Here is a 13,295-nt window from a genome sequence, read left to right on the forward strand (position 1 = left end):
ATTTTAATTCCGCCAACGGGTATAAAATATATTAAGTTAGAGATGGATAATTTTACACTTGGAGTTATTTTAGGTGCGGCACTGCTTGCAGGTACAACTCGTATACAGGCACAGGTAAATGCCTCTGACTCTGTAATGAATCATGCCAAAGGCAATAAACTCAGTGTGGGTGGCTACGGTGAAGTGGCCTATTCACGCAATTTCTACAGCGACCATGTCAGCAGATACACGCTTGCCGACGAGCACAGGAATGACCCTTCGCACGGAAGGTTCGATATTCCTCATGCGGTTGTCTACCTTGGCTACGACTTCGGCAAGGGCTGGACAATGGGAACGGAGATAGAATTTGAACACGCCGGAACCGGTGTTTCGTACGAGAAAGAGAATGAAGAGGGAGGAGAATGGGAACAGGAAACAGAAAAAGGCGGTGAAGTGGAACTGGAACAGTTCTGGCTCCAGAAGTCATTCTGGGGAGGAAAGTTCAACATCCGCGCCGGACACATCGTCGTGCCCGTCGGCCTGAACAATACGCACCATGAGCCTTTGAATTTCTTCACGGTCTACCGTCCCGAAGGAGAGAACACCATCCTGCCCTCCACCTGGCATCAGACGGGTATCAGCTTCTGGGGAAAGCTGAAAGACTGGCGTTATGAGGCACAGATTCTCGCTGGTCTGAACGCCGACCATTTCACTCACGACTACTGGATTCATAAGGGTGCGTCGTCTCCACTGGAGTTCGACGTGGCCAACAAGTATGCGCTTGCCTTGCGTATCGACAACTATTCGGTCAAAGGTCTCCGTCTTGGCCTCAGCGGTTACTGTGGCAATTCCATCGGCAACACTTATCCCAATGACGCTGCAGGGGCAAGCCAGAAGTACAAGGGGACAGTTCTGATCGGCTCGTTCGACTTCTCCTATAATGCACACAACTGGATTGTACGTGGTCAGGCAGACTATGGTTATCTCGGCGATGCTGCCCAGCTGAAGTACTTCTCTAACCGTCGTAACAAGCTCTCTCCATATCACCATACCCCAAGTGTCAGCAAGAATGCTTTTTCGTACGGTATAGAAGCCGGTTATGATGTCTTCTCACAGATTCAGAAGCTGCGTGATGACCATCAGAAATTATATGTCTTCGGGCGTTTTGAGCAGTATAATCCTTATGCTTCCAAGACGAACAACGAGAACTACGATTATACAGCAAAGAAGAATGTCAGCTTCGGCATCAACTATTACCCGTTGCCGCAGATTGTGGTAAAGGCTGATTACAGCTGTCGCATACTGAAAAGCCAGTACAACAACGAGCCGAGCATAAACATCGGTATCGCTTATGCCGGCTTCTTCCTCTGACCTGTCCCCAGTACGAACTCATAATTTAATCAATAACAGTATTACAAATGAAAATGATCAGAAAATCAGCCCTGCTGTTTGCTGTAGCAGGCACACTCAGTTTAGGTTTTACAGCATGTTCCAGCAATGACGATCCGGGTATTTCCGAGGAAGACTATACCAACAAGCAATTCGGCAATGAGGCCATGGCTGCCTGTACGGATCTGACGACCGCTTTGACCGAGGCCAACCAGGCAATCGTATCTTCACAGCTCAGTGCCGAACAGAAGAAAGAGCTGCAGAACATTCTGAATGCCAATGTGGATAACGTCATCTACCCCACCTACAAGGAGCTGGGAGATGATGTTGAAGCATTGCATGCTGCTCTGGGCACACTCTCCGAGAAGCAGATCAGCCAGAAGAATGTAGACGATGCCTGTGCTGCTTTCCTCAAGGCGCGTGAACAGTGGGAGAAGAGTGAAGCATTCCTCATGGGGCCCGCTTCCGACTTCTCCATCGACCCGCACATCGACTCCTGGCCGCTCAACCGCACGGCACTGCACGCCTATTTCGGCAACCCGACTGCGGAGATCAAGGATGAGAGCATTCTGGGCTTCCACGCTCTGGAGTTCATTCTTTTCAGAAACGGTAAGCCGCGTAAGGTAGCAGAGTTCCAAGGCAATGATACTTATCCTAACTTTACCGACATCAAAGGCTCGGATGAGTTGAAGTATGCTGAAGCAGTCATCAAGGACCTGCTGAACCATGTCTATGAGCTTGAGGTTGCGTGGAATCCGACGAACGCAACTCGTCTTGCAGCTGTAAAGGCAGCCAATCTGAAATATCAGACGGAGAAAGGACTTTCATACGGCGAGAACATGAGGTCTGCCGGTGATGCGGCCAAGAGTACATTCGCTTCGATAGATGTGGCTGTCACGCAGGTTCTTTCCGAGACGGAGGGCAGTTGCCTTGGCATTGCGAATGAGGTCGGTACCGCCAAGATTTCCAATCCGTTCCAGGCTGGCGACATCAGTTATGTAGAGTCTCCGTACAGTTACAATTCAATCACTGACTTCCAGAACAACATCCGGAGCATTGAAAATATATGGTATGGTGGCAGAAACGGTAAGAACAGCAATGCTGCATACAGCTTCCACAAGTTCTTCCAGAGCAACAAGACAGCAGTCGGAAGGAAGGTTGAGGCTGCGATAGAGACTGCAATCCAGAAGATCGGCAGAATGCCGAAACCATTCGTCAAGTACGTCAGTAAGGTCTGGAACAAGAAGTTCGAGGACGACAACGACTTCGATGTGAAGGAATAGAAAACTGCTCCTGGAGAGATACTACGATTGCGTTCTGCCACTGATTTTATGCGGCAGGACGCTTTCCTACATGACATCACAAAAACATTACAATAAGATTTATGAAGAGAAATAATGGATGGGTATTGGCCGCCTTGGCGATGATGCCGTTACTCAACACAGCCTGTTCGGATGACACCACTACACCGGCAGATGAAGACAAACTTGCAAAGAAAGAAACGAATTTCGGCAAGAAGAACGATGTGTTCAGTGCCGAAGAGTGGTATCCGGGAGGTGAATTGGGTACGACGGAAGGAAGAGCTTATTCCGACCCGACACCGGCTGTCACGAATGTTCCTGGTATGGAAGACAGCTTCAACAGAGGTGAAAACTTCTTCGAGCGTTCCTTTACCTTGACGGACAACCCCTACCGGGGACTTGGTCCGGCATGGGTACGCAACAACTGTGAACAGTGTCATCCTTCTTACGGTCATGGAAAACGCCAGACAATCTATAACGGAAAGGCGTTCGGAAACGGTTACCTGCTGGTTATCTACCATCCGACAGCCGGTGTGGACGGTGACGGTGTGGCATACGCTGCAAACAGTTACGTAAGGCACGTGACCGGTATGCCTCAGACTAACGCCATGACGCCGTTCAAGGCACCTGTTGATGAGAGCGGCATCAATATCGAGTGGAAAACGGTTTCCGGTACGATGCCGTCAGGTATCTCTGCTACACAGTTCCCTGATGGTGAGAAATTCCAGCTGATCTATCCGGAAGTCACCATCAAGCAGGAAGCTTTCAACACTTTCCCCAAACCTGACAATTATGAAGTCAGACTGGAATCGACCATTGGATTGTATGGTACCGGACTGCTCGATGCCATTGACAAGGAGGATATGAAGGCGCAATATCAGAAAGAAGCCAAAAAGGCTGATTTGAACCCTGTCATGTGGAACAAAGCTGCTGACGACTGGGCTGCAACAGCATGGTACACGCTGGCTGACGGCACCAAGGCCATCAAGAAATTTACATACGGCATGACCCGTGCCTCATTGCAGGACGGACCGGGTGCGAATGCCATGTGGAACATTACAAATGTTACCCGGTCTGACCGTCGTTACCTCTATACCACGGATATGTGGGCAAAGGCCATGTCGATGGACAAGGATGTCATCAGCTACATCAAGCAGAACGGTAAGCAGTCAGGCTCTATTCTGCACCCGTACTATGGCAACGGAACGGACGAGGATATCAGTAAGAATGTAAATATGTTGCTCGGCCTCAACGCGAAGAGTGATGCCGATGCCTACAAGAAGCATTTCGTTGACAATGGACCGTTTGCTGGACAGGACGAGATGAGCAACAAGGACTACTACGACTTCATGGTCTGGCACCGTGGCCTGGCTGTCCCGGCTGCACGTGGTCTCGACAACCCTGTCGTACAACGTGGCAAGAAAGTCTTCATGGAAATAGGCTGTACAAGCTGTCACCGTCCGTCATGGAAGACCGGAAACGACAACTACTGGGTTGACAATGCCATCAGGGATTATGCCAAGAGCATCGGTAAGAATCCGGAGACGATGCTGCCCAGGTATGCCCACCAGACCATCTGGCCCTACACGGACCTCGTCCAGCACCGCCTGTTCATGGCAAACGACATCCGTACCGGCTGGTGCCGCACGACTCCGCTATGGGGACGTGGTCTGAGTCTTGAACGTACCGGAGCGGAGGACCGTCTGCATGACTGCCGAGCACGCAACGAAATCGAAGCGATTATGTGGCATGCGTATGACAGGCGCAGCGACGCCTTCTGGGCAGCCAGCAAGTTCTATAACTTGCCGAAGGCAGACCGTGATGCAGTAGTCGCATTCCTCCGTGCCATTTAACAAGCTATACGCCAAAGAGAGTGCCAGAAACCGACACGGGCTTCTGACGCTCTCTTTTTCTATTATTGTAACACAACAATATGAACAGGAAAGTCATCTTTGTTTTTTACATGCTGACTGTCATCGTACTGGCAGGGAGTACACTTGTCGAACACGTCAACGGAACTGGTTTTGCTGCACGGTATATCTATGGTGCATGGTGGTTCTCGCTCCTTTGGATGCTGCTTGCCGTGTCAAGCCTGCCTTATATTCTCAAACTGCTCAAGAAAGACAAAAGCAAACTGCTCCTGCATCTTTCCTTTTTCATCATGCTTGCAGGAGCTCTCCTCACCCATCTGCTCTCGACACAAGGGGTTGCGCATCTTCGGAAAGGACAGCCTGTCAACGCTTATACAGAGCAAGTCGCGGATGACGAAACTGATACGGCACGGTTACCGTTTACAATAGAACTTACAGACTTTGAGATTAGTTATCATCCAGGTACAAAGGCTGCAAGCGACTATACAACCCATTTCACCATCAAAGACGACGGGGCAGAGATTCCCGCACAGGTCTCAATGAACAAGGTATTCGACTATGCAGGCTACCGCTTCTATCAGTCAAGCTACGACGAAGACGGACAGGGCAGCTATGTGACGGTAAAGAGCGACCGATACGGCACACCGGTGACTTATATGGGCTATGCCCTGCTGTTTTTTTCTCTGATATGGTTGCTCATCAGTCCGAAAGGCACATTCCGCCAGCTGTTGAAGAGTCCGATACTCAGGAAGTGTGCGGTAATCGTCTTCGCCTTGTTTCCTGCACATCATGCTGCCGCCGCTCCATCGTTTCCCCAAAGTACTGCCGACAAGTTCGGAAGACTGTATATACTGCACAACGACCGCATCTGCCCCTTGCAGACCTATGCCATGGACTTTACAAAGAAACTCTGTGGAAAAGATGCCTATAAGGGCATGACTGCCGAGCAGGTTCTCATGGGTTTCATTTTCTGGAGAAAGGAATGGGACAATGAGAAGATATTGAAAGTGAAGGATGGAGAGTTCAAGGATGAGTTCCATCTCGGCGATTACGTCTCTCTCAATGATTTGTTCTCAATGGGCAGCTATCGTCTGAAAGCTCCCATAGAAGAATATTACAACGGCAACAAGGATGCCTACCACAAGGCTGCAGCTGCCTTGGATGAAAAGGTGAACCTTGTCATGGAGCTTCAGAATGGGACACCTCTTGCTATCTTCCCTTACAGACAGAAGGGCAGGACGGAATGGTACGCCCCCAACCAGGAGTACCCTGCTGACATTGACCAGGCGGATATAGCCTACTGGCAGGGCTTCTTTTCAACGCTCTATGCCGATGCGCTGTCGGCAAATAGCGCTCAGGCTGACGAAGCCATCAAGCAGCTTTCTGCCTATCAGCAGCGCAACGGCGGTAACAGCCTGCCTGATGTGTATGCCTATAAAGCAGAACGGTTGTACAATGCCTTGCCTCTGGCGACCATCCTTTTTATGTTCAATCTGACGATTGGATTCTTTGCTTTTGCGTTCCTTATCTATCGTCTGATGGGCAGTCGGAAGCCGGAGAAGGGTGAACATACGATACGGAAAGGATATACTGTGCTTTTCTTTCTTCTGCTTCTGTCGTTCCTTGTCCTGAGCTATACACTCGGCCTGCGCTGGATGATTTCCGGCAATATACCCATGGCAAACGGCTATGAGACGATGCTCACCGTTGCATGGCTTACACAGCTGCTTGCACTTGCCGGCTATCACAAGGCACGGATTCTGATTATCTTCGGCTTTCTTCTGTCGGGTTTCTTCCTGCTTGTAAGCCATATATCACAGATGGATCCGGCCATCGGACAGATGATGCCTGTACTGAACTCTCCCCTGCTGAGCGTACATGTCAGTATCATCATGATGAGTTACGCCCTGTTGTCAATAACCTTCATCTGTGGACTGACAGCACTCCTGCTGCATTTGGCCGGTAGAATCATGCCGGATAAACGTGAAGCTGTCCTGCAGCAGGCAGAGGCCTTGCAGGTCCTTTCACGTATCTTCCTCTATCCGGCCGTCAGCACATTAGGAATCGGTATCTTTATCGGTGCCATCTGGGCAAACATGAGCTGGGGGACTTACTGGTCGTGGGATCCCAAGGAAACATGGGCGTTGATAACCTTCATGGTCTATGCTGTTGTACTTCATACACATAGTCTGCCTGCCTTCAAGCAGCCGTTTACTTATCATTTATACATCACATTAGCCTTTCTCACTATCCTCATAACCTACTTCGGAGTCAACTACATCCTGGGAGGGATGCATTCATACGCATAAAGAGTCCGGGGACTTTTAAAGGGATGCCAGTCTTTTAAACAGACAGATCCAGCTTTCTTCTTGAAAAAGCATAGCAGACGATGCGGCTGAAAGAGGAAGCTGGATTTTTTTGCATATAGAAGTAAAAGGCTGCAAGGAGGCGACAGCTTTCACAGTACCGACAGGCGATGTGGATTTATTTAGAACATACCCATCCAATCCCTGATTTATTTTATCTTTGGTTGCTGTCATTTCTGACATTCTGCTTAAAGCACACATTACGAACTACTTACGACACACGGATACGTGACGGAAGTGACAGCAACTTCCAGACTTCTTTTACACACAGTCCCTGCGTCCGTCTTGTCTTCTGCAGACCGGTGTCGCCATCTGTCCCTATGCTGTCACGTTCCGCCGTCACCGGAGACTCCGTCCCCTATAAAGAAATTCGCCGTCCGGGCAACATTTCCGTATAAATCATCCATTCCCCACCTATTATTCTGTATATAATCGTGGCAGGGAGAATCCTGTCTGTCCACCTCCTGCCAATGTGCTGATGCCCATCACGCATCGTGCTGTCGGTAAACACCAGTCGTGTTGATGCCCCGCACGCTTATGTTCTGCTGTCGGAATGAATCTTCTTGACATAGCTGAAGATGCCGCATAGAAGCAAAGACACAAAGAGCTGACAAGATTCCTATCGGCGACAGACCAGTGCGGAAATTTCAGAACAGACCTTAAGTTTTAAAGTTGAGACTGGGAAAGAGTATCAGAGGACAGACCTGCGGGAAGATGCTCCTGTGCAAATCTCTCCCCCAACAGGAAGCCTTCCTCATAAAGAGCCTCGAGCTTGCTGATGTCTTTCTCCATCCGTCCGACGACGACCGGCTTCTCCGGCCGGATGACGAGTATTTTCCCTTGGCGTTCCAGTTCATCTACCATGTCAAGCTGTCGGTTATATGATTCTATCCGATGGCTCAAGGCGACCCTTAGTCGGGGGTAGTTCCGATAGATGAATTTGGGCTGCTTGTGGTCGCGTCCTGTCTCTCGCCATCCCTTGTTACGCGTACATACAACTACGTTTGTTTCATGGCCCATCTCTAAGGAACGCATGACAGGGATGGAATCGACTATACCGCCGTCCAGCATGGGAATGCCATCAATCATGACAATTTTGCTCACATAAGGAAGACTTGAGGACGCACGAGCCAACTCGTTGAGCCTATGTGTGTTGCCGGATGTTTCTGTAAGATACTCTGCAAAGCCTGTCTGGCAGTTTGTTGTAACCATTTCGAAAATATCGCCATGCCTGCAGTTACGGAAATATTCGTCATAATCAAACGGGACAAGTTCGTAGGGAAAGCGATGATAAAGCAGCTCCGGGTCGAAGATACAGCCCTGCGTCACCAGATGGCGCAGGCCGATATAATCGTATTTGGCAAGCATATCGATGTTGGAGATACGTGCGCGCCGAGGTTGCCGACTGGCGTATGACAGCCCGTTACATGCTCCGGCCGAGACAGCTACCGTGTAGCGGAAATAAAGTCCATGCTTCATAAAAGCATCCAGCACACCGGAGGTGAATACGCCACGCATCCCCCCTCCTTCCAACACCAAACCTGTTTTCCTGTCGACTTGCATAAATTCTCGTTAAAAAACATCTGCAAAGTTAATAACTTTCAAACAAAAATAGCTATCTTTGCAATCAAACCATCTAATTATTGAAATATGTTTAACAAAGAAACCTATGTAAAGCGCCGTGCAGAGCTGAAAAAGCTTGTCGGGAATGGTATCATCATTCTTTTCGGCAACAATGAATCGCCTGCAAACTTCCCTGCGAACGGGTATTATCCTTTCCGTCAGGATTCATCATTCCTCTATTATTTCGGACAGCAGCGTGACGGACTGGTCGGCGTTATCGACATTGACAATGACACCGAGACGCTCGTCGGCGATGATATTGATATTGACGACATCGTCTGGTATGGCAGTGTCGATTCCGTAAGGGACATGGCGGATGCTGTCGGCGTGGCAAATACGGTCAATATGAAAGGTCTGAAGACCATCTGCAACAACGCGCTGCGCGAACACCGCAAGGTACATTTTCTGCCCCCTTACCGTGCAGACATCAAAATCCAGATATTCGACCTCTTCGGCATTCATCCCAATCAGCAGAAGGAGTCTGCAAGCATGGATCTTATCCGTGCAGTTGTCAAGATGCGTTCAACGAAGACACAGGAAGAAATCGAGGAACTGGAACGTGCCGCCGTCATCGGATACAAAATGCACACGACTGCCATGATACTGGCACGGCCGGGTGTGACGGAGAAGTTCGTCGGCGGTCAGGTGGACGGTATCGCCCACTCTTACGGTTCGATGGTATCGTTCCCCACTATCTTCTCACAGCATGGTGAAATCATGCACGGGAATCCGTCGATGGCGGTGCTGGAATCCGGAAGGCTTGCACTGTGCGACTGTGGTGCAGAGACCATCAATCACTACTGTTCTGACAATACCCGCACGTTCCCGGTGAATGGGAAGTTCACTCAGAAACAGCTCGAGATATATAAGGTGGTGGAAGAGTGCCACGATGCGGCATTGAAGTATGCCAAACCGGGTGTGAAGTACGCCGATGTCCATTTCGCCATCTGCCATATTCTTTTCGACCGTATGAAGGAGCTGGGACTTGCCAAGGGCGATACCGATGCCGCCGTAGCTGCCGGAGCACATGCCATGTTCCTGCCGCACGGACTGGGGCACATGATGGGTATGGACGTTCACGACATGGAGTCGTTCGACCAGATCAACGTTGGATTCGACGAGGAGACACGTCCTAACCTGGAGCAGTTCGGGACGAACTGCCTGCGGATGGGACGCCGGCTGGAAGAAGGATTCGTCGTTACTGATGAGCCTGGCATCTATTTCATCCCGGCACTCATCGACGAGTGGCGTGCAAAGAAGCATTGTGCGGAGTTTCTGAACTTTGACAGGTTAGACGAATACAAGGAATTCGGCGGAATCCGTCTTGAGGACGACATTCTCATCACAAAGGACGGCTGCCGCTTTATCGGGAAAGACCGTATTCCGTATCATCCGAAGGATGTGGAAGATTTCATTGCAGCAAACAGAAAGTAAACCAAACATTTAAAACCAATAATTTTCATCAAGGTTGCCGCAAGAGACCGTCTCACTACGGCAACCCAATTTTCTACGATTTATGAGAAAGACTTTAGTAGCAGCACTGCTCGCTTTGATGGCGATGAGTGCAAATGCCGCGGACAAGAAGGAGGGTGCAGCCTCCAACAAACCTGTTTTCACAGTTGTAAAGCAGATTCCCATCACAAGCATCAAGGACCAGAACCGGTCTGGCACGTGCTGGGACTATTCCACGCTGAGCTATTTCGAGGCCGAGATTCTGAAGAAGACCGGCAAGACCTACGACCTCTGTGAGAGCTTCGTCGCCAACAAGACTTACATGGACCGTGCCATACAGGTTGTACGTCTGCACGGCGACTGTCAGTTTGCACAGGGAGGATCTGCGTATGATGTCCTTTACACGCTCGAACACGATGGTATCTGTCCGGAGAGTGCCATGCCGTTTCCGGGATCTCTTTATGGCGATTCTCTGAACAACTTCAACGAGTTCTTCTCGCTTCTGGAGCCATACGTAAATGCGGTTGCACGTAACAAGGCCAATAAGATCTCCGGTCAGTGGAAGCAGGGACTGCAGGGTATCCTTGACGCTTACCTCGGCAAGTGCCCGGAAACCTTCACCTATGAGGGCAAGCAGTACACCCCGAAGAGCTTTGCTGCCAGCCTCGGCCTGAACTGGAACGATTATGTAAGCATTACTTCTTATACACACCATCCTTTCTACTCCCAGTTCGCCGTCGAAGTACAGGACAATTGGCGTAACCCGCTGTCTTACAACCTGCCGATGGACGAGATGATGCGCATCATCGACAATGCTGTCATGAACGGTTACACAGTAGCGTGGGGCGGCGATGTCAGTGAACCGGGTTTCACCCGCCAGGGGCTGGCCTACATGGTCGACGGGAAGAAGGTCGAGAGCATGAAGGGCAGTGACATGGCGCACTGGCTCGGTCTCTCGAATGCCAAGAAGAAGAACCTCATCGACTCCCTCGGTGTCAATGTACCGGAGGTTGTTCCTACACAGAAGCAGCGTCAGGAACGCTTCGACAACTGGGAATTGACGGACGACCACGGAATGCTCATCTTCGGTATTGCCAAGGACCAGAACGGAAAGGAGTACTATATGGTAAAGAATTCCTGGGGAGAGACCGGTGCCTACAAGGGTATCTGGTACATGACAAAGAACTTCATCGCCGCCAACACGATGGACTATCTTGTAAACAAGAATGCCATCCCCAAGGACATCCGCAAGAAGATGGGACTTTAAGAAATCTGCAATGAGGAGTGTCGCATCGGAGGCATTCATGACAATGTTTTGATTTTCAGATTGATTGTCTGCTCCCGGCCATTCTTCCATATATGAACAATCCCGTTCCAAGTTCTTTGGAGCGGGATTGTTGTGTTTACAGTTCCCCCTTTAAATCTGAGATTGTCGGAATCTCCGTTAGCATCATCAGGAGAGACAGATTCAATTCCGATGAATGACATGAAACCAAATATTCGCCGTACACAACTGTTACATTTGGCTTTTTTTTTGTACCTTTACGCTCAGAAATAAAAAACAATTGAAAATGCACTTCAAATGGAACCACACACCGCCCACAGCTGAACAGGAGAGTGCTACCGGAGAGCTGGGGGAAAAGCTGGGAATCAGCCCCATTCTCGCCGCCTTGCTGATACGCCGAGGCATAACGACGGAGAGTGCTGCCAAACGGTTCTTCCGTCCACAGCTTGCCGACCTCATCAACCCTTTTCTGATGAAGGATATGGATGCGGCTGTCGACCGGCTCAATGATGCAATGGGACACAAGGAACGCGTGCTCGTCTATGGCGACTACGATGTAGACGGCTGTACGGCTGTGGCATTGGTATATAAATTCTTGCGACAGTTCTATTCCAACATCGATTACTATATTCCCGACCGCTATGATGAAGGGTATGGCGTGAGCAGAAAGGGAATTGATTTTGCCAAAGAAACAGGAGTCAGACTCATCATCATTCTCGACTGCGGAATCAAGGCAGTAAAAGAAATCGCCTATGCCAAGGAACAGGGGATTGACTTCATCATCTGCGACCATCATGTTCCCGACGAGACGATGCCGCCGGCTGTGGCCATCCTTAACCCGAAACGGCCTGACGATGCCTATCCGTTCAAGGATCTCTGCGGCTGCGGCGTAGGTTTCAAGTTCATGCAGGCATTCGCCAAGAACAACAACATTCCGTTTTCACGGCTCATCCCCCTACTCGACTTCTGTGCCGTGAGCATTGCCGCCGACCTGGTACCTGTCGTCGACGAAAACCGTATTCTTGCTTTCCACGGACTGAAGCAGCTGAATCAGAACCCGAGTCTCGGGCTGAAAGCCATCATTGACATCTGCGGGCTGAACGGACGCGAACTGTCCATGAGCGACATCATCTTTAAGATAGGACCGCGTATCAATGCCAGCGGACGTATGGAAAACGGCAAGAAGAGTGTCGACCTGCTTGTCGAGCGAGAATACGGAATGGCTTTCCGGCAGGCAAAACACATCGACGAATACAATGAACAGCGGAAGGATGTAGACCGCCAGATGACCGAGGAGGCCAATCAGATTGTGGCACGCCTGGAAAGCCAGAAGCATCAGTCGAGCATCGTGCTCTATGACGAGCACTGGAAGAAAGGTGTCATTGGAATCGTGGCTTCCCGGCTGACTGAAATCTATTTCCGGCCGACGGTAGTGCTGACGCGCGACGAGAACCTTGCAACGGGTTCGGCCCGCAGCGTGGCCGGATTCGATGTATATGCAGCCGTCAAGAGCTGCCGTGACCTGTTGCTGAACTTCGGCGGACATACCTATGCCGCCGGAATGACAATGAAATGGACTGATGTAAAGGAGTTCTGCAGACGTTTCCAGACCTATGTCGAGGAACACATCGAGCCTGAACAGCGTGAAGCCATACTGGATATTGATGCGGTTATCGACTTCAAGGATATTACCAAGAAACTGCACAACGACCTGAAACGCTTTGCCCCGTTCGGACCTGGCAACCCAAAGCCGCTCTTCTGCACGCTGGATGTATATGACTTTGGAACGAGCAAGGTCGTAGGGCGTGAACAGGAACATATCAAACTGGAACTGGTCGATTCCAAATCGAACAATGTCATGAACGGCATTGCTTTCGGGCAGAGTGCGTCAGCACGATACATCAAGTCCAAACGTTCGTTCGATATAGCCTACACCATCGAGGATAATGTTTTCAAACGGGGAGCTGTCCAGCTGCAGATTGAGGACATCAGGCCTACGGACGAAAGTTGACCGATAGAAAAGTCTGCA

The 13,295-nt window shown here is 50.1% G+C and carries 9 protein-coding genes; 7 read left to right on the top strand and 2 right to left on the bottom strand.

Going from position 1 to position 13,295, the window contains the following annotated elements; translation table 11 throughout:
* Positions 1 to 42 precede the first annotated feature (42 nt).
* From DYH27_RS03220 to ccsA, 4 genes are all read left to right on the top strand, one after another.
* Positions 43 to 1,350, top strand: coding sequence for a hypothetical protein (locus tag DYH27_RS03220; RefSeq protein ID WP_004354810.1), 1,308 nt, complete (start codon positions 43 to 45; stop codon positions 1,348 to 1,350).
* A gap of 53 nt (positions 1,351 to 1,403) precedes the next feature.
* Entirely contained in the window at positions 1,404 to 2,651 is a 1,248-nt protein-coding gene (locus DYH27_RS03225; RefSeq protein WP_244595140.1) for an imelysin family protein, read from the top strand.
* Positions 2,652 to 2,752: 101 nt separating this feature from the next.
* Complete coding sequence (locus DYH27_RS03230; protein WP_029216607.1) at positions 2,753 to 4,522, top strand: di-heme oxidoredictase family protein; 1,770 nt, start codon at positions 2,753 to 2,755, stop codon at positions 4,520 to 4,522.
* Between the two features lie 80 nt (positions 4,523 to 4,602).
* Positions 4,603 to 6,849, top strand: coding sequence for a cytochrome c biogenesis protein CcsA (gene ccsA, locus DYH27_RS03235; protein WP_029216606.1), 2,247 nt, complete (start codon positions 4,603 to 4,605; stop codon positions 6,847 to 6,849).
* Positions 6,850 to 6,864: 15 nt separating this feature from the next.
* Here the strand turns inward: ccsA and DYH27_RS13270 are convergent, their stop codons facing one another.
* Positions 6,865 to 7,089, bottom strand: coding sequence for a hypothetical protein (locus tag DYH27_RS13270; RefSeq protein WP_172462787.1), 225 nt, complete (start codon positions 7,087 to 7,089; stop codon positions 6,865 to 6,867).
* A 483-nt stretch (positions 7,090 to 7,572) separates the two neighbouring features.
* Positions 7,573 to 8,469, bottom strand: a complete 897-nt coding sequence (locus DYH27_RS03240; protein ID WP_025068044.1) for a patatin-like phospholipase family protein — start codon at positions 8,467 to 8,469, stop codon at positions 7,573 to 7,575.
* Positions 8,470 to 8,556: 87 nt separating this feature from the next.
* Between DYH27_RS03240 and DYH27_RS03245 the strand changes: the two genes are divergently transcribed.
* The 3 genes from DYH27_RS03245 (at position 8,557) to recJ (ending at position 13,277) form a co-directional block, all read left to right on the top strand.
* Entirely contained in the window at positions 8,557 to 9,963 is a 1,407-nt protein-coding gene (locus DYH27_RS03245; RefSeq protein WP_025068043.1) for an aminopeptidase P family protein, read from the top strand.
* Between the two features lie 82 nt (positions 9,964 to 10,045).
* Complete coding sequence (locus DYH27_RS03250; protein WP_004354803.1) at positions 10,046 to 11,248, top strand: C1 family peptidase; 1,203 nt, start codon at positions 10,046 to 10,048, stop codon at positions 11,246 to 11,248.
* A gap of 304 nt (positions 11,249 to 11,552) precedes the next feature.
* A complete protein-coding gene (recJ, locus tag DYH27_RS03255) occupies positions 11,553 to 13,277 on the top strand; it encodes a single-stranded-DNA-specific exonuclease RecJ (RefSeq protein ID WP_025068042.1) in 1,725 nt (574 codons plus the stop codon).
* Positions 13,278 to 13,295 lie beyond the last annotated feature (18 nt).

This window comes from Prevotella denticola (assembly GCF_900454835.1).
Classification (GTDB): domain Bacteria; phylum Bacteroidota; class Bacteroidia; order Bacteroidales; family Bacteroidaceae; genus Prevotella; species Prevotella denticola.